Raw genomic sequence first — 18,125 nt, 5'->3', positions numbered from 1 at the left:
AGGTGAATAATATGGCAATTACCTATCCTGGAATGGAGCTCGCTCCTGCTAACATGGTTATTTCTATATCGGCAGTGATGAAGATGAACACTGGTATGGGCGACGCTTTTTCAAAATCGATATTTTAGGCAACGAGATTCTGGAGTTTGATTTACGTGACCGCGATGGTAACCGCTATGCTAATACCCACGATCTGATTTGGGATTCAGCCGATAATCTTTTCATGATTGGTAATGATAACCCGGACCGTTCGACCAACACGATGAGACAGGACGCATCAATTTTAAAATTTGATGAAAAGACAGGCGTGATGCTGTGGGCAAAAAATTATACCCGTGCATTTGATAATACTCAGATCCTGAATAATAGCCCCACAAACGATGCTCACCTTAACTCGCTTTCCTGGATCCCCTCAGGCGAGGCAAATGCTGAAGCGATTGTTGTCCATACTCGCTCTGCAGGCCTGACATTTGGTATTTCTCCTGCCGACGGCAAGATATTATGGAGTATTAATACCGGGGGATTTAACAGTAATTTCGCAGCAGGACAGGGCGTTACGCAGATAGATACTTCCGGTATTGAGAGTTTTGAAAATGGCGCTCATACCGTATTCGTCACTAAAAATAGCGCTTTTGCTGGGTTAAGCAATGAGACTGAAGGAAAATTTGTTCTTTCGCTCTTTGATAATCGCTCCTGCGTTGATAATGAAGGCAATGCGGTTACTCGAGATATTACACGTGATTCAACGGCTGATTCTTACAAAACCGATCCTGCGAGAGTCATGTTCTATGCTGTTGATCTCGTCGCCAATACAGCAACCCAGACAGGTAGCATTATCCAGTTACCCTCCGAACGTGTTCCTCAAATCACTGATTTTATGGGAGCAGCAATTGATTATGGTGACTACTATGGCATCTACACCAACCACGCACGCTCTTTCTTTATCAGCGATGCAACTGGCCATATTATTGCCACAATCTACGATCTGATTTGCTCGATGGATGGCTATCCAGAGTTCCCTGGTGAATGCTACCGGGCAAGGTTGTTTGCAAAAGACGAGCTTGATGCTTTGATAAATATAGGTTATCAGGTGGCAAACGGCTGGTAGCATAGCCAGACACAGCCATTAAAAGGGCATTGCTGTCGAACATACAGCCCTGACGCTGAATCGAACGGACAAATAATTGTTCAAATAATAGCCTGCAGCACAAAAAAGTAAGGCCGGGAAAATCCCGGCCTTAATTAATATTCATCTGCCATTACAGGCGAAAACAATTAGCGACTACGGAAGACAATGCGGCCTTTGCTCAGGTCGTACGGGGTCAGTTCAACAGTCACTTTGTCGCCCGTCAAAATGCGGATGTAGTTTTTGCGCATTTTACCGGAGATGTGCGCAGTTACCACGTGACCGTTTTCCAGCTCTACGCGAAACATGGTATTAGGCAACGTATCAAGTACGGTACCCTGCATTTCAATATTGTCTTCTTTGGCCATCTAATCCTCTGGGGTATCACTACCAAGTTTTGAACCGGCAAGATAATGCCGAAATTCATCAATTAAGTAAAGAATTGCGCGATTAAAACGCAGCAAAACAGTTTCGGCGCATTGCCCAAGCGTCACGGTACAACCGAACAGGAAGCGCATTCGTAAAGGGGAGACAACAGGATAAACGTCAGGACGTTATCTGAAGCGAGGGTCCCAAACGGCGGCGGGGCAACAGGCAGAAGCTACTCTGCGGCATAATTATAACACCCTCACAAAAAATATGCGGAAAACATTTAGGCATTGGGCATAAAGAGCGTTCTCGGTATCCAGAAGTCGCGCGGAAGCTTCTCCTGACGGCTGACGTCCAGATGCTCGATATACTGGCGTCGCGGGATTTCAACAGCACCCAGCGAGGCCGTGTGCTCGTTGAGCACCTGACAATCGATCAGGCGTCCGCCGCGCTGGGCAAACGCCTCGCAGAAGACCAGCAGCGCGGTTTTCGAGGCGTTAACCGCACGAGAGAACATCGACTCGCCGCAAAATAGGGTGCCTTGCGCCACGCCGTACATGCCGCCGACGAGTGCTCCGCCTTCCCACACCTCGATGGAGTGGGCATAGCCAAGCTCATGGAGCTGGTGGTAGGCGGTAATGATATCGCGGGTTATCCATGTCCCTTCATAGCGGTCTTCGGCACAGCCTTCAATGACCTGACCAAAGGCGTGGTTGAGGGTGACGCGGTAGGGTGATTTCGCATGGAAACGCTTCATGCTGCGGCTCGCGTGAAACTGCGCTGGCCACAGCACGGCACGCGGATCGGGGGACCACCATAAAATCGGATCGCCGGGGGAAAACCAGGGAAATATACCGCGCTGGTACGCCATTAAAAGCCGTGCGGGACTGAGGTCACCACCAAGGGCCAGCAGCCCGTTGGGCTCACGCAGCGCCCCTTCCGGAGAAGGGAACGCGATGTTATGACGAGAAAGCTGGACCAGGCGCATGACAGCAAAACTCCAGTACGCGAGTAAGGACGCTACAAATATAGTCTACAGACGCTGTTTAAACTGGTAGTAGCGACCCTGTTTCGCCAACAGCTCTGCGTGACTACCTTGCTCAATAATGTGTCCGTTGTCCATCACAATTATCTGATCAAAACTCGCCAGTCCGCGCAGGCGGTGTGTGACCATCAGCACGGTTTTGCCGGTCATGACATTCGCCAGCAAATCAAGGATTTGGCTCTCGGTTGTGGCATCCAGCCCTTCGGTGGGTTCGTCGAGCAGCATCAGCGGCGCATCGTGCAGCAGCGCGCGCGCAATTGCCAGACGGCGCAGTTCACCGCCGGACAGCTGACGGCCGCCTTCGCCCAGCCAGCTGTTTAGCCCGTCGTCCTCAAGCAGTTTTTGCAGCCCGACCTGCTCCAGCACGGCGCGAAGCGCATCATCAGAGGCCTCTGGCGCGGCCAGCAGCAGGTTATCGCGCAGGGTGGCGCTAAACAGGTGCACGCGCTGCGGAACGACGCTCACCGTCTTGCGCAGGGCCTGCTCGCTAAAATCAGTCAGCAACGTGTTATTAAAACGAATCTGGCCGCGCTGCGGATCCCAGGCGCGGGTCAGCAACTGCAGCAGCGTCGATTTACCGCAGCCGGTACGGCCGAGGATCGCCATCCGCTGTCCTGCGTTAACAGAAAGGTTAATACCGTCCAGCGCGTTCTGCGCCTGTTTGTCATAGGCGAAGGTGACATCTTCAAGCGTCAGCGCGACCTGCTCTGGTACCGCGGTCTGCCCGGCACTGAACGTGACTTCAGGCTCCTGTTCGGCAATCTGCGTGATGCGCAGGGCAGAGGCGATCACCTGGCCCAGATGCTGGAAGGCGCCCGTTACCGGGGCCAGCGCCTCAAACGCCGCCAGCGCGCAGAAGACGAAAAGGGCAATAAGAGGACCCGGCTGTGAATTCCCCCCGACATCGCCGGAAGCCAGCCACAGCATGGCAATCACCGCCACGCCGCCGATTAACATCATCAGCGCCTGAGAGAAGGCCGTCAGCTCCGACTGGCGGCGCTGGGCCTCATGCCAGTTAAGCTCCGTACTTTCCATGCGGGCGCGATAGCGCTTGCTGGCGCCAAATATCGTCAGCTCTGCCTGCCCCTGAAGCCAGGAGGTGAGCTGCTGGCGGTAGTCCCCGCGCAGGCGCGTCAGGTTTTCCCCGGTGGATTTCCCGGCGCGGTAAAACAGCGGCGGCAGAATGATGAGCGTCAGCAGCATGATCCCGCCCAGCGTCAGCGCAACGGAAACATCCAGAACAGACAGCCCCAGCGTGACCACCACAATCACCACAAACGCGCCCACGATCGGGGAAATCACGCGCAGGTAAAGGTGATCCAGCGTGTCGACATCCGCAACGACACGGTTAAGTAACTCACCCTGACGAAAACGCGCCAGCCCGGCAGGGGAGAGGGGCAGCAGTTTGCTGAAGGTGTAGATGCGCAGGTGCTGCAGCACGCGGAAAGTGGCGTCGTGGCTGACCAGCCGTTCGAAATAGCGTCCGGCAGTCCGCGTGATGGCGGTACCGCGAACGCCGGCAGCCGGGAGCATATAGTTGAAGCTGTATAAACCGGCAAAGCCCGCGACGGCCGAGGCCGACAGGAACCAGCCGGAAAGCGTGAGCAGGCCAATGCTGGCGAGCAGCGTGACAATCGCCAGCACAATCCCCAGCGTCAGCATCCATTTGTGGCGTTTATAGAGCGCAAGATAAGGCAGCAGAGCACGCATCAGATGTCCTCCTGACGGTTCGCCAGCAGGGCGGCAAACGGTCCCTGCGCGGCAACGAGAGAGGCGTAATCGCCTTGCTCAACAATACGGCCGTTCTCCATAACCCAGATCTGATCCCAGTCGGCAATCCCCTCCAGCTGATGGGTAACCATCAGGGTGGTTTGCTGCCGGGAGGCGGCGTTCAGGGCCTCCATTACGCGCTGCTCGCTGTGGGCATCCAGGCTGGCGGCGGGCTCATCCAGCAGCATCAGCTGACAAGGATTCAACAACGCGCGGGCAACGGCCACGCGCTGCGCCTGTCCGACCGACAGCCCGGCGGACTGGTCGCCGACCACGGTATCTACCCCCTGCGGAAGCAGCGGCAGAAACTCGCTGACCCAGGCGCGGTCGAGCACCGACTGCAGTTCATCTTCACGCGCGTCCGGGCGCGCCAGCAGGACGTTTTCACGCAGCGTAGAGGCTGGAAGCTGCGGGTTTTGTCCTACCCAACTGAGCTGTTTACGCCAGGCGTCTGGATCGAGGTTACGCAGTTCGGTTTTGTTGATCCGCAGTGAACCCGTGTAGGCCATAAAGCCGGATAGCGCATTCAGGAGCGAGCTTTTACCGGAACCGCTGGTGCCGACGAGCACCACCCGTTGTCCGGCAGGTAAGGTAAAATTCAGCGGACCCGCGAGCACTTTGCCTTCGGGTGACAGAATAGAAAAGTCCTGCGCTTCAATGGTCACGGGATCTTTAGCATTCAGCGTCACGTCACCCCGCTCCGGGTGTGCCAGCGGCGTTTCAAGGAATGTTTTCAGGCTATCGGCTGCGCCAACCGCCTGCGCTTTGGCGTGATAGAAGGTCCCCAGATCGCGAAGCGGTTGGAAAAACTCCGGGGCCAGGATCAGCGCCAGGAACCCGGCAGAAAGGGTCACCGCCGTGCCGTAATGGCCGAAATCCAGCGCGCCAAGGTAGGAGAAGCCAAAGTAGACCGCCACGAGGGCAATCGACAGCGAGGTAAAGAATTCCAGTACGCCGGAAGACAAGAAGGCGAGGCGTAACACTTCCATGGTGCGCTGACGGAAGTCCTGCGATGCCTGGCGAATATTTTCGGTTTCCGCTTCACCGCGGCCAAAAATGCGTAACGTCTCCATGCCGCGAAGACGATCGAGGAAATGGCCGCTCAGGCGACCCAGTGCCAGAAAGTTACGGCGGTTGGCATCCGCTGCCCCCATGCCGACCAGCGCCATAAACAGCGGGATCAGCGGGGCGGTGCCCATCAGAATCAGCGCAGCCATCCAGTTCACTGGGAAGATGGCGATCACGATCAGCAGCGGAACGAAGACGGCAAGGGCCATTTGCGGCAGATAGCGCGCATAGTAGTCGTGCATATCGTCAATCTGCTCAAGGATCAGCGTCGCCCAGCTACCGGCAGGTTTACCCTGGATCCACGCGGGCCCGGCTTCCTGAAGACGATCGAGCACCTGGCGGCGGATCTCGTAGCGGATATGCTGTCCGGCGTGAAAACCGACGCGCTCACGCAGCCACACCACCCAGGCGCGCAGGATAAAAATCAGGATCAGGACAATAAAAGGCAGCAACAGCGCTTCGCGCGGGATGTTCTCCATGATCATGTGATTAAGAATGCGGGCCAGCAGCCATGCCTGGGCAACAATCAACAGACCGCTAACGAACCCCAGGAGACGGGAAATCGTAAGCCAGCGGCGGGAAATAACGCTTTGCTGTTTCAGCCAGCGTGTTAACTCTTGTTGACGGGTTTTTTCCATTGCGTACTTTGCAGGTGACGTTATTAGAAATTGGGCAGCGCAATGTTACAACGGGGAGACAATAAAGGCGACTTATCGCCGCCTTTATTTACGTTTGTTACTGACTTGTAAAGATTATTTACCTTGTTCAGCCAGTCCATCGAGGTAGCGTTCAGCGTCCAGCGCGGCCATACAGCCGGTGCCAGCAGAGGTGATCGCCTGACGATAAATATGGTCCATCACGTCGCCAGCCGCGAACACGCCCGGGATGCTGGTCTGGGTCGCGTTACCGTGAATGCCGGACTGCACTTTGATGTAGCCGTTTTCCAGCTCCAGCTGACCGTCGAAGATCGCGGTGTTCGGGCTGTGACCGATCGCCACGAAAAGACCCGCCACTTCAAGCGTTTCGACGTTATCGGTGTTCTGGGTATCACGGATACGCAGACCGGCAACGCCCATCTGGTCGCCCGTCACCTCTTCCAGGGTACGGTTGGTGTGCAGCACGATGTTGCCGCTGGCCACTTTATCCATCAGACGTTTGATCAGGATCTTCTCCGCGCGGAAGGTTTCGCGACGGTGGATCAGGTGCACTTCAGAGGCAATGTTCGCCAGGTAGAGCGCTTCTTCCACTGCGGTGTTGCCGCCGCCGATGACCGCGACTTTCTGATTACGGTAGAAGAAACCGTCACAGGTTGCGCAGGCAGAGACGCCGCGGCCTTTGAACGCTTCTTCGGATGGCAGACCGAGGTAACGGGCAGAGGCGCCGGTGGCAACGATCAGCGCGTCACAGGTGTATTCGCCGCTATCGCCCGACAGGCGGAACGGACGGTTCTGCAGATCGACCTTATTGATGTGGTCGAACAGAATTTCAGTTTCGAATTTAGCGGCATGCTCGTGCATACGTTCCATCAGCAGCGGCCCGGTCAGGTCGTTCGGGTCCCCTGGCCAGTTTTCCACTTCGGTGGTGGTGGTCAGCTGACCGCCTTTTTCCATGCCGGTGATGAGTACCGGGTGCAGGTTAGCGCGTGCAGCATAGACCGCTGCGGTATATCCCGCAGGTCCAGAACCAAGGATTAGCAGCTTACTGTGTTTGGCCGTGCCCATGAGATCCCCATTGTTGTTGGCAGACATTTGGCTGGATTGTAGGGAATTTGTTGTCGTAAAAAAAGAGCGCAGCAATTTTGATATCAATCTGTGTAATAGCCACGGGCGATGAATGAGGCGCTATAACATCACGCTTTCGCCTGAAAACCGGTCGTTTGTAAGGCAATAAAATGAGGATTAATACCCTGCCGTAATGAATATCCGGCATGTTGTACTAAAAAACGATGTTTTGCTTTGACAATCCCCTGCGCTTTTGCGAAAACATTCAAGGAAGAAAAAAAACCGCGTTAACCGTATGCCGCATAGGCATGCACGTAAATGCCATTTTTACCGGGTCAGTGAAATCTACGCATGGCGTGGACAGACGCCATACGTGATGTCGGTGACTGCCTTCGGGCAACGGTCTTCTTACCAACAGAACCCGAATCCGCATCGCGTCTAATACAAAACCAGGCGATGTGATGACTAACGGGTACAGGCTCTGAACAGTGATGTGCACAGGGTCCAGGCAGGAGTAGGGAAGGAATACAGAGAGACAATAATAATGGTAGATAGCAAGAAGCGCCCTGGCAAAGATCTCGACCGTATCGATCGTAACATTCTTAATGAATTGCAAAAGGATGGGCGTATTTCCAACGTCGAGCTTTCAAAACGTGTGGGACTTTCCCCGACGCCGTGCCTTGAGCGTGTGCGCCGACTGGAAAGACAGGGTTTCATTCAGGGCTATACTGCTCTGCTGAACCCGCATTATCTGGATGCCTCACTTCTGGTATTTGTTGAGATTACTCTGAATCGTGGTGCGCCGGATGTGTTTGAGCAATTTAACGCCGCTGTACAAAAACTTGAAGAAATTCAAGAGTGTCATCTGGTGTCCGGTGATTTCGACTACCTGTTGAAAACCCGTGTGCCTGATATGTCCGCCTACCGTAAGCTGCTGGGGGAAACCCTGCTGCGTCTGCCAGGCGTGAACGACACCCGTACGTATGTGGTGATGGAAGAGGTCAAACAGAGCAATCGTCTGGTTATTAAGACGCGCTAACACGGAACAGGTGCAAAATCAGCGTAGTTTGATTACACTCCTGTTAATCCATACAGCAACAGTGCCGGGGAGTCCCGGCGCTGTTGTCCGTTTTAGCAAAAAGGCAGGATATGCCTGATACCTGGAGAGCCTTTTTTGAGCCAGGAATACACTGAAGACAAAGAAGTCACACTATCGAAGCTAAGCAGCGGACGTCGTCTCCTCGAGGCTTTGCTGATTGTTATTGCCCTTTTTGCCGTCTGGCTGATGGCAGCCTTACTCAGTTTCAACCCCTCAGATCCCAGCTGGTCACAAACTGCATGGCATGAGCCTATCCATAATTTAGGCGGTGTCCCCGGTGCCTGGCTTGCGGACACGCTGTTCTTCATTTTCGGTGTGATGGCCTACACCCTTCCCGTCATTATCATTGGCGGATGCTGGTTTGCGTGGCGTCATCGTCAGAACGATGATTACATCGACTATTTTGCCGTGTCGCTGCGCCTGATTGGCGCGCTGGCGCTGATCCTCACCTCGTGCGGGCTGGCGGCAATCAATGCGGATGATATCTGGTACTTCGCCTCTGGCGGAGTGATCGGCAGTTTACTCAGTTCTGCGCTGCAGCCGATGCTGCACAGCAGCGGCGGCACGCTGGCGCTGCTGTGCATCTGGGCTGCCGGGCTGACGCTGTTTACCGGCTGGTCCTGGGTAAGCATTGCTGAGAAGATCGGAAGTTTTATCCTCACCATTCTGACTTTCGCCAGCAACCGTACCCGCCGTGACGATACGTGGGTTGATGAAGACGAATACGAAGATGAAGAGGAAGATGACGCGCCTGTGCAGCGTCGCGAGTCTCGTCGTGCGCGTATTCTGCGCGGCGCGCTGGCCCGTCGTCAGCGTGTTGCTGAGAAATTTGCCAACCCGCTAGGTCGTAAAACCGATGCGGCGCTCTTCTCCGGTAAACGCATGGATGAAGACGAGCAGGTGGCGTATCGCGCTGCAGGTGTCGCCGTCGATCCTGACGATGTGCTCTTCTCCGGCAGCCGGGCCACTCCGGGTGACTTCGACGAATACGATCCGCTGTTAAATGGCCATTCGGTTACCGAGCCGGTTGCAGCCGCCGCAGCCGCGACGACCGCTGCGCAGGCGTATGCCGCGCCTGTCGATGCCGTGATGCCATCCGCGCCGGTTTCGCCGCCGGAATCCGTTATTCAGCAGCCTCAGGTTGACTGGCAGACTGCGCCAGGCGTTCACACGCCGGAGCCGGTTATCGCACCTGAACCAGAGAGCTACATCCCTGTGCAGCAGGAGCAGTGGCAGCAGCCATATCAGCCGCCGCAGCCTGCGTATGAACCACAAGAGTACCCGCACTATGAACAGCCTGTGGCCCAACCTTATCAGGAGTATGTGCCTGAACCGGTTGAACCTGTGCAGCCTTATGTAGAGCCGCAGCCTGAACCTGAAATCGTGGAAGAGGTAAAACCCTCTCGTCCGCCGATGTACTATTTTGAAGAAGTTGAAGAGCGTCGCGCGCGTGAACGCGAGCAGCTGGCGGCCTGGTACCAGCCTGTGCCTGAACCGGTGCAGGAGCCGGTGACGAAAGCGCCTTCTGTTTCCGTTCCACCGATCGACCCGACGCCTGCAGTCGCACCCGTAGCGGAAAGCGTGAAGCAGGCTACCGCGGCCGCAGCCGTAGCTGCACCTGTCTTTAGCCTGGCAACCAGTGGCACACCACGTCCTCAGGTGAAGGAGGGGATTGGTCCGCAACTGCCTCGCCCTAACCGCGTTCGCGTTCCAACCCGCCGTGAGCTTGCCTCTTATGGCATCAAGCTGCCTTCCCAGCGTATGGCGGAAGAGAAAGCGCGCGAGCCTGAGTACGAAGATGACGCCGATGAAATGCAGCAGGACGAGCTGGCCCGTCAGTTCGCCGCGCAGCAGAATCAGCGCTACGGTAATGAATACCAGCACGATGAACCTATGCTGGAAGACGAAGAGGACGCGGCTGAAGCAGAACTGGCGCGCCAGTTCGCCGCCACCCAGCAGCAGCGCTATTCCGGTGAACAACCGGCTGGAGCAAATCCGTTCTCGCTGTCTGATTTTGAATTCTCGCCGATGAAGGATCTGGTGGATGATGGCCCTAGCGAGCCTTTATTTACCCCGAGCGTGATGCCGGAAGCGGAGCTTGTGCGCCAGCAGCCAGCACCACAGGCCTACGCGCAGCCGCCTGTTCAGCAGCCGTATGCGCAGCCGCATCAATCTGTTCAGCAACCGCAGCAGCCACCACAGCCGCCGCAGTTCCAGCAGCCTGCGCCTCAGCCGCAGGAAAGTCTGATTCACCCGCTGCTGATGCGTAACGGTGACAGCCGTCCGCTGCAGCGTCCAAGCACTCCGCTGCCGTCGCTGGATCTGTTAACGCCTCCGCCGTCAGAAGTGGAGCCGGTCGATACCTTCGCGCTGGAGCAGATGGCGCGTCTGGTTGAAGCGCGTCTGGCTGACTTCCGCATCAAGGCGGACGTGGTGAACTACTCGCCGGGTCCTGTGATCACCCGTTTTGAACTGAACCTGGCGCCAGGCGTTAAAGCCGCGCGTATTTCCAACCTGTCCCGCGACCTGGCGCGTTCTCTCTCGACCGTGGCGGTGCGTGTGGTGGAAGTGATACCGGGCAAACCGTACGTTGGCCTTGAGCTGCCGAACAAGAAACGTCAGACCGTCTACCTGCGTGAAGTGCTGGATAACACCAAATTCCGCGATAACCCATCTCCGCTGACCGTGGTGCTGGGTAAAGATATCGCTGGCGATCCGGTAGTCGCGGATCTCGCCAAAATGCCTCACCTGCTGGTAGCAGGTACCACCGGTTCCGGTAAGTCTGTTGGTGTGAACGCCATGATCCTCAGCATGCTCTATAAAGCGCAGCCGGAAGATGTGCGTTTCATTATGATCGACCCGAAAATGCTCGAACTGTCGGTCTACGAAGGCATCCCACATTTGCTGACCGAAGTGGTCACCGATATGAAGGACGCCGCCAACGCCCTGCGATGGAGCGTCAACGAGATGGAACGCCGCTACAAGCTGATGTCTGCGTTGGGCGTGCGTAACCTGGCCGGTTATAACGAGAAAATTGCCCAGGCTGTGCGCATGGGGCGTCCGATCCCGGATCCTTACTGGAAGCCGGGTGACAGCATGGATGCCCAGCATCCGGTGCTGGAAAAACTGCCTTATATCGTCGTGCTGGTCGATGAATTCGCTGACCTGATGATGACCGTCGGTAAGAAAGTAGAAGAGCTGATTGCCCGTCTGGCGCAGAAAGCGCGTGCGGCCGGTATTCACCTTGTGCTGGCGACCCAGCGTCCTTCCGTGGACGTGATCACTGGTCTTATCAAAGCGAACATCCCGACGCGTATCGCCTTTACCGTATCCAGTAAAATTGACTCCCGTACCATTCTTGACCAGGGCGGCGCAGAATCGCTGCTGGGTATGGGTGACATGCTCTATTCAGGCCCGAACTCCACCTCTCCGGTGCGTGTCCACGGTGCGTTCGTCCGCGATGAGGAAGTTCACGCCGTCGTGCAGGACTGGAAAGCGCGCGGTCGTCCGCAATACGTTGACGGTATTACCAGCGACACGGAAAGCGAAGGCGGCGGCGGTGGCTTCGACGGCGGCGAAGAGCTGGATCCGTTATTCGATCAGGCGGTTAACTTCGTTACCGAAAAACGCAAAGCGTCCATCTCAGGCGTGCAGCGTCAGTTCCGCATCGGCTATAACCGCGCAGCGCGCATCATCGAGCAGATGGAAGCGCAGGGCATTGTGAGCGAGCAGGGGCATAACGGTAACCGCGAGGTGCTGGCGCCGCCGCCGTTTGATTAACCTTCAGCGATTGCAAAGAAGGGTAAATCAGCCAAAATTAAGCATTTTCTTCTGTCGCCTGCCTTCGGGCAGGTCCAGAATAGAAGACGGAAACCCCATATCGGGAAGACGTATTTTAAGGAATAACAATGAAAAAAATCGCCATCGCCTGTGCATTACTCACCAGTTTTGTCGCCAGCAGCGTCTGGGCTGATGCAGCCAGCGACCTTAAAAGCCGACTGGATAAAGTAAGCAGCTTCCACGCCAGCTTCACGCAAAAAGTGACTGACGGCAGCGGCAACGCGGTGCAGGAAGGTCAGGGAGATTTGTGGGTAAAACGCCCAAATCTGTTCAACTGGCACATGACCCAGCCGGATGAGAGCATCCTGGTGTCTGACGGCAAAACCTTATGGTTCTTCAACCCGTTCGTTGAGCAGGCAACGGCGACCTGGCTGAAAGATGCCACCAGCAATACGCCGTTTATGCTGATTGCCCGTAACCAGTCCAGCGACTGGCAGCAGTACAATATTAAACAGACGGGTGACGAGTTTGTCCTGACGCCGAAAGGCAGTAACGGCAACCTGAAGCAGTTCACCATTAACGTAAGCACCAACGGTACGATTAATCAGTTTGGCGCGGTTGAGCAGGACGATCAGCGCAGCAGCTACCAGCTCAAGTCTCAGCAAAACGGCGCCGTTGATGCATCGAAATTCACCTTTACCCCGCCGCAGGGCGTAACGGTGGACGACCAACGCAATAAGTAAGAGGCGTGAGTGGGCAATCTGTCGCTCGATTTTTCAGATAACGCGTTTCAACCTCTGGCCGCCCGTATGCGGCCAGAAAATTTAGCGCAGTACATCGGCCAGCAACACCTGCTGGCTGCCGGTAAACCATTGCCGCGCGCCATTGAGGCCGGGCATCTTCACTCCATGATCCTCTGGGGCCCCCCTGGCACCGGCAAGACTACGCTTGCAGAAGTTATCGCCCGCTATGCCAACGCGGACGTTGAACGTATCTCGGCGGTTACCTCCGGCGTGAAAGAGATCCGTGAGGCGATCGAGCGTGCGCGGCAGAACCGCAACGCCGGGCGGCGTACCATCCTCTTCGTGGACGAAGTCCACCGCTTCAACAAGAGCCAGCAGGATGCCTTCCTGCCGCATATTGAAGACGGCACGATCTTCTTCATCGGTGCGACCACCGAAAACCCATCGTTTGAACTGAACTCGGCGCTGCTTTCCCGCGCGCGCGTTTACCTGCTCAAATCGCTCACCACCGAGGATATCGAAAAGGTTCTCACCCAGGCGATGGACGACAAAGCGCGCGGCTACGGCGGGCAGGATATCGTTCTGCCTGACGACACGCGTCGTGCGATTGCCGAGCTGGTCAACGGCGATGCGCGTCGGGCGCTGAACACGCTGGAAATGATGGCCGATATGGCCGAAATCGACGATGCCGGGAAGCGGGTGCTGAAGCCGGAACTGCTCACCGAAATTGCGGGGGAGCGCAGCGCGCGTTTCGATAACAAAGGCGACCGTTTTTACGACCTGATCTCGGCGCTGCATAAGTCCGTGCGCGGCAGCGCGCCGGATGCGGCGCTTTACTGGTACGCGCGCATTATCACTGCGGGCGGCGATCCTTTGTATGTCGCGCGTCGCTGTCTGGCGATTGCGTCAGAAGATGTCGGCAATGCCGATCCTCGCGCCATGCAGGTTGCGCTGTCGGCCTGGGACTGCTTCACCCGCGTTGGACCTGCGGAAGGCGAACGTGCCATTGCGCAGGCGATTGTTTATCTGGCCTGCGCGCCGAAAAGCAATGCGGTTTATACCGCCTTTAAAGCGGCGATGTCCGATGCGCGTGAACGTCCGGACTACGATGTGCCGGTTCACCTGCGTAACGCGCCGACCAAGCTGATGAAAGAGATGGGATATGGGCAGGAGTACCGTTACGCTCATGATGAACCCAATGCCTACGCTGCCGGGGAGGAATATTTCCCGCAGGAGATGGCACAAACGCGCTATTATCACCCCACAAACAGAGGTCTTGAAGGCAAGATTGGTGAAAAGCTCACCTGGCTCGCCGGACAGGATCAAAATAGCCCTATAAAACGCTACCGTTAGTTCAATCGTTGCGGTAATGTTTGCAATGTATCCTTGTGGCCGCAGGCTGTGGTCACATTTTCCTATTTTAATTCGATAAGCACAGGATAAGCATGCTCGATCCCAATCTGCTGCGTAATGAGCCAGACGCAGTCGCTGAAAAACTGGCACGCCGGGGCTTTAAGCTGGATGTAGATAAGCTGCGCGCTCTCGAAGAGCGTCGTAAAGTTCTGCAGGTACAAACTGAAAATCTGCAGGCAGAGCGTAACTCTCGATCGAAATCCATCGGCCAGGCGAAAGCGCGCGGGGAAGATATTGAGCCATTACGCCTGGAAGTGAACAAACTGGGTGAAGAACTGGATCAGGCTAAAGCTGAGCTGGACGTTCTTCAGGCCGAGATTCGTGATATTGCCCTGGCTATCCCGAATATTCCTGACGACAGCGTGCCTGTCGGCAAAGATGAAAACGACAACGTTGAAGTGAAACGCTGGGGTACGCCTCGTGAGTTTGACTTCGAAGTGCGCGATCACGTGACGCTGGGCGAAATGCACGCGGGCCTGGACTTTGCGGCAGCGGTTAAGCTGACCGGCTCCCGTTTTGTGGTGATGAAAGGCCAGATTGCCCATCTGCACCGCGCGCTGGCGCAGTTCATGCTGGATCTGCACACCGAGCAGCATGGCTACAGCGAAACCTACGTGCCGTATCTGGTCAACCACGATACGCTGTACGGTACAGGCCAGCTGCCAAAATTTGCCGGCGATCTGTTCCATACCCGTCCGCTGGACGAGGAAGCAGACAGCAGCAACTACGCGCTGATCCCAACCGCTGAAGTGCCGCTGACTAACCTCGTGCGTGATGAGATCATCGATGAAGACGACCTGCCAATTAAGCTGACGGCACATTCACCGTGCTTCCGTTCTGAAGCAGGTTCTTACGGTCGCGACACGCGCGGTCTGATCCGTATGCACCAGTTCGACAAAGTTGAGATGGTGCAGATCGTCCGTCCTGAAGAGTCCATGGACGCGCTGGAAGAGATGACCGGCCACGCTGAGAAAGTGCTGGAGCTGCTGGGCCTGCCGTACCGTCGTATGGCCCTGTGCACCGGTGATATGGGCTTTGGCGCCTGCAAAACCTTCGATCTGGAAGTGTGGGTGCCTGCGCAGAACACCTATCGTGAGATCTCCTCCTGCTCTAACGTCTGGGATTTCCAGGCGCGTCGTATGCAGGCACGCTGCCGCAGCAAATCTGACAAGAAAACCCGTCTGGTGCATACCCTGAACGGTTCTGGTCTGGCTGTAGGCCGTACGCTGGTTGCCGTGCTGGAAAACTATCAGCAGGCAGACGGTCGTATTGAGATCCCTGAAGTGCTGCGTCCATACATGAAAGGCCAGCAGTACATCGGCTAATTCTTTGCCTCACAACAAAAAAGCGCCTTTGGGCGCTTTTTTTATGCCTCTGAATTGACACGACGCAATACCCCCTCCCTCTAAAGTAGTAATACTCCTCCGAATGAAAGTCAGCATAAAAAGCTGATTACGTAAAAATTCGTTGTATATAAAACTACATAGCGGTTTGCGCCGCCACTCTTTTCTTTGTGAGCAACCAAAGTGAGTCTCTATGAAAATCAACGCGCCTGAAGCATTAATGGCTGCCGAGGTCACTCGCCGTGGGTTGATGAAAACCACGGCAATAGGCGGCCTGGCCGTAGCCAGCAGCGCCTTCACGCTTCCTTTTACCCGACTGGCCTCAGCGGCGGATGCACTATCCCCAGCTTCAGCTCCGGAAAAAGTGGTGTGGAGTGCTTGTACCGTTAACTGCGGTAGCCGTTGTCCGCTGCGTATGCACGTGGTGGATGGCGAAATTAAATATGTCGAAACCGACAATACCGGCGACGATAACCACGAAGGGTTACATCAGGTTCGCGCCTGCTTGCGCGGCCGATCAATGCGTCGTCGCGTGTATAATCCGGACCGCCTGAAATATCCGATGAAGCGCGTCGGTAAGCGTGGCGAAGGGAAGTTCGAGCGGATTAGCTGGGATGAAGCCTACGACATTATCGCCACCAATATGCAGCGCCTTATCAAAGAGTACGGCAACGAATCCATCTACCTGAACTACGGCACCGGGACGCTCGGCGGTACGCTGACCCGCTCCTGGCCACCGGGTAAAACGCTGGTGGCACGCCTGATGAACTGCTGCGGCGGTTATCTCAATCACTATGGTGACTACTCATCGGCGCAGATTGCTGCGGGCCTGAACTACACCTACGGCGGCTGGGCGGACGGCAACAGCCCGTCCGATATCGAAAACAGTAAGTTGGTCGTCCTGTTCGGTAACAACCCGGGCGAAACCCGCATGAGCGGCGGCGGGGTAACCTATTACCTCGAACAGGCCCGCGCCAAATCCAATGCCCGCATGATCATTATCGATCCGCGCTATACCGACACCGGCGCCGGACGTGAAGACGAGTGGATCCCAATCCGTCCGGGTACCGATGCAGCGCTGGTCTCGGCGATTGCGTGGGTAATGATCACAGAAAACCTCGTCGATCAGCCTTTCCTGGATAAATACTGCGTCGGCTATGACGAGAAAACCCTGCCAGCCAGCGCGCCTGCTAACGGTCATTATAAAGCCTATATTCTCGGGCAGGGCAGCGACGGCGTGGCGAAAACGCCCGAGTGGGCGTCCACCATCACCGGTATTCCGCCCGAGCGTATCGTTCAGCTGGCGCGTGAGATTGGCTCGGCCAAACCGGCCTACATCAGCCAGGGCTGGGGACCGCAGCGCCATGCGAACGGCGAAATCGCGACTCGCGCCATCTCCATGCTCTCCATTCTGACCGGCAACGTCGGTATTCAAGGCGGTAACACCGGCGCGCGTGAAGGCTCGTATGAAGTCCCGTTCGAACGCATGCCGACGCTGGATAACCCGGTTCAGACCAGCATCTCCATGTTTATGTGGACCGATGCGATCGAACGTGGTCCTGAAATGACCGCCCTGCGCGACGGCGTGCGCGGCAAGGACAAGCTGGACGTGCCGATCAAGATGATCTGGAACTATGCCGGTAACTGTCTCATCAACCAGCACTCCGAAATCAACCGCACCCATGAAATCCTGCAGGATGATAAGAAGTGCGAGATGATTGTGGTCATCGACTGCCACATGACCTCCTCGGCGAAATATGCCGATATCCTGCTGCCGGACTGCACGGCCTCTGAGCAGATGGATTTCGCGCTGGACGCCTCCTGCGGCAACATGTCCTATGTGATCTTTACCGATCAGGCGATTAAACCGCGCTTCGAGTGCAAAACCATTTATGAGATGACCTCTGAGCTGGCGAAACGTCTTGGCGTTGAGCAGCAGTTTACCGAGGGGCGTACACAGGAAGGGTGGATGCGCCATCTGCATGAACTCTCCCGTAAGGCGGTCCCTGACCTGCCTGATTTCGATACCTTCCGCAAGCAGGGTATGTACAAACAGCGCGATCCGGAAGGGCATCACGTGGCGTACAAAGCGTTCCGTGAAGATCCGCAGGCGAACCCGCTGACCACGCCGTCGGGCAAAATCGAAATCTACTCAGAAGAGCTGGCAAAAATCGCGTCGACCTGGGAGCTGCCGGAAGGGGACGTTATCGATCCGCTGCCGATCTACACGCCAGGTTTCGAGAACTATAACGATCCGCTGACGGCGAAATTCCCGCTGCAGCTGACCGGTTTCCACTACAAAGCGCGCGTGCACTCCACCTACGGTAACGTCGACGTACTCAAGGCCGCCTGCCGTCAGGAGATGTGGATCAATCCGATGGATGCCAAAGCACGCGGCATCAGCAATGGCGATCGCGTGCGTATCTTCAACGGCCGCGGCGAGGTGCACATTGAGGCCAAAGTGACGCCGCGCATGATGCCAGGCGTGGTGGCGCTGGGGGAAGGGGCCTGGTACAACCCTGATGCCAACCGCATCGACCAGGCGGGCAGTATTAACGTACTGACCACGCAGCGTCCGTCGCCGCTGGCGAAGGGCAACCCATCCCACACAAACCTTGTCCAGGTTGAAAAGGTTTAAGGAGTAGCCG

The 18,125-nt window shown here is 56.2% G+C and carries 12 protein-coding genes; 7 read left to right on the top strand and 5 right to left on the bottom strand.

Going from position 1 to position 18,125, the window contains the following annotated elements; all coding sequences use genetic code 11:
* Nucleotides 1–67: 67 nt before the first annotated feature.
* On the top strand, nt 68–1,108 hold the full coding sequence (locus tag SPH27_RS07055) for an aryl-sulfate sulfotransferase (RefSeq protein ID WP_182072878.1): 1,041 nt from the start codon (nt 68–70) through the stop codon (nt 1,106–1,108).
* A 167-nt stretch (nt 1,109–1,275) separates the two neighbouring features.
* Here the strand turns inward: SPH27_RS07055 and infA are convergent, their stop codons facing one another.
* The 5 genes from infA to trxB all read right to left on the bottom strand — a co-directional run bounded on the left by infA (nt 1,276) and on the right by trxB (nt 7,099).
* Nucleotides 1,276–1,494: a translation initiation factor IF-1 gene (gene infA, locus SPH27_RS07050; RefSeq protein ID WP_002211347.1), complete on the bottom strand. Its 219-nt coding sequence runs from the start codon at nt 1,492–1,494 to the stop codon at nt 1,276–1,278.
* 284 nt (nt 1,495–1,778) lie between these two features.
* Nucleotides 1,779–2,483: a leucyl/phenylalanyl-tRNA--protein transferase gene (aat, locus tag SPH27_RS07045; RefSeq protein WP_069303878.1), complete on the bottom strand. Its 705-nt coding sequence runs from the start codon at nt 2,481–2,483 to the stop codon at nt 1,779–1,781.
* Between the two features lie 45 nt (nt 2,484–2,528).
* Nucleotides 2,529–4,250: a heme ABC transporter ATP-binding protein/permease CydC gene (gene cydC / locus SPH27_RS07040; RefSeq protein WP_039261552.1), complete on the bottom strand. Its 1,722-nt coding sequence runs from the start codon at nt 4,248–4,250 to the stop codon at nt 2,529–2,531.
* Nucleotides 4,250–6,016: a heme ABC transporter permease/ATP-binding protein CydD gene (cydD, locus tag SPH27_RS07035; protein WP_032658216.1), complete on the bottom strand. Its 1,767-nt coding sequence runs from the start codon at nt 6,014–6,016 to the stop codon at nt 4,250–4,252. The genes cydC and cydD overlap by 1 nt, the downstream gene beginning before the upstream one ends.
* Nucleotides 6,017–6,130: 114 nt before the next feature.
* A complete protein-coding gene (gene trxB / locus SPH27_RS07030) occupies nt 6,131–7,099 on the bottom strand; it encodes a thioredoxin-disulfide reductase (protein WP_207168031.1) in 969 nt (322 codons plus the stop codon).
* A 544-nt stretch (nt 7,100–7,643) separates the two neighbouring features.
* Between trxB and lrp the strand changes: the two genes are divergently transcribed.
* The 6 genes from lrp (at nt 7,644) to dmsA (ending at nt 18,115) form a co-directional block, all read left to right on the top strand.
* Nucleotides 7,644–8,138: a leucine-responsive transcriptional regulator Lrp gene (gene lrp, locus SPH27_RS07025; protein WP_000228469.1), complete on the top strand. Its 495-nt coding sequence runs from the start codon at nt 7,644–7,646 to the stop codon at nt 8,136–8,138.
* 135 nt (nt 8,139–8,273) lie between these two features.
* The gene (locus SPH27_RS07020; RefSeq protein ID WP_182072867.1) at nt 8,274–11,978 is read left to right on the top strand and encodes a DNA translocase FtsK 4TM domain-containing protein; all 3,705 of its coding nucleotides are present in this window, start codon (nt 8,274–8,276) and stop codon (nt 11,976–11,978) included.
* Nucleotides 11,979–12,106: 128 nt separating this feature from the next.
* Nucleotides 12,107–12,721 carry an outer membrane lipoprotein chaperone LolA gene (lolA, locus tag SPH27_RS07015; RefSeq protein WP_023310983.1) on the top strand — a complete coding sequence of 205 codons (615 nt, stop codon included), beginning with the start codon at nt 12,107–12,109 and terminating at the stop codon, nt 12,719–12,721.
* A gap of 9 nt (nt 12,722–12,730) precedes the next feature.
* Nucleotides 12,731–14,074 carry a replication-associated recombination protein RarA gene (gene rarA, locus SPH27_RS07010; RefSeq protein ID WP_033145084.1) on the top strand — a complete coding sequence of 448 codons (1,344 nt, stop codon included), beginning with the start codon at nt 12,731–12,733 and terminating at the stop codon, nt 14,072–14,074.
* A gap of 92 nt (nt 14,075–14,166) precedes the next feature.
* Nucleotides 14,167–15,459 (top strand): serine--tRNA ligase, encoded by a 1,293-nt coding sequence (serS, locus tag SPH27_RS07005; RefSeq protein ID WP_008499983.1) that lies wholly within the window; start codon nt 14,167–14,169, stop codon nt 15,457–15,459.
* 211 nt (nt 15,460–15,670) lie between these two features.
* Nucleotides 15,671–18,115, top strand: a complete 2,445-nt coding sequence (gene dmsA / locus SPH27_RS07000; RefSeq protein ID WP_182072866.1) for a dimethylsulfoxide reductase subunit A — start codon at nt 15,671–15,673, stop codon at nt 18,113–18,115.
* Nucleotides 18,116–18,125 lie beyond the last annotated feature (10 nt).

The organism is Enterobacter sp. A103 (assembly GCF_034427535.1).
GTDB classification, from domain to species: domain Bacteria; phylum Pseudomonadota; class Gammaproteobacteria; order Enterobacterales; family Enterobacteriaceae; genus Enterobacter; species Enterobacter asburiae_B.
This window is presented reverse-complemented; position numbering and strand designations above follow the sequence as displayed.

What these genes read in the sequence shown, in the direction of transcription:
- infA (WP_002211347.1), bottom strand. Translation starts at nt 1,494, where the DNA reads ATGGCCAAAGAAGACAATATTGAAATGCAGGGTACCGTACTTGATACG.
- aat (WP_069303878.1), bottom strand. Translation starts at nt 2,483, where the DNA reads ATGCGCCTGGTCCAGCTTTCTCGTCATAACATCGCGTTCCCTTCTCCG.
- cydC (WP_039261552.1), bottom strand. Translation starts at nt 4,250, where the DNA reads ATGCGTGCTCTGCTGCCTTATCTTGCGCTCTATAAACGCCACAAATGG.
- cydD (WP_032658216.1), bottom strand. Translation starts at nt 6,016, where the DNA reads ATGGAAAAAACCCGTCAACAAGAGTTAACACGCTGGCTGAAACAGCAA.
- trxB (WP_207168031.1), bottom strand. Translation starts at nt 7,099, where the DNA reads ATGGGCACGGCCAAACACAGTAAGCTGCTAATCCTTGGTTCTGGACCT.
- lrp (WP_000228469.1), top strand. Translation starts at nt 7,644, where the DNA reads ATGGTAGATAGCAAGAAGCGCCCTGGCAAAGATCTCGACCGTATCGAT.
- lolA (WP_023310983.1), top strand. Translation starts at nt 12,107, where the DNA reads ATGAAAAAAATCGCCATCGCCTGTGCATTACTCACCAGTTTTGTCGCC.
- serS (WP_008499983.1), top strand. Translation starts at nt 14,167, where the DNA reads ATGCTCGATCCCAATCTGCTGCGTAATGAGCCAGACGCAGTCGCTGAA.
- dmsA (WP_182072866.1), top strand. Translation starts at nt 15,671, where the DNA reads ATGAAAATCAACGCGCCTGAAGCATTAATGGCTGCCGAGGTCACTCGC.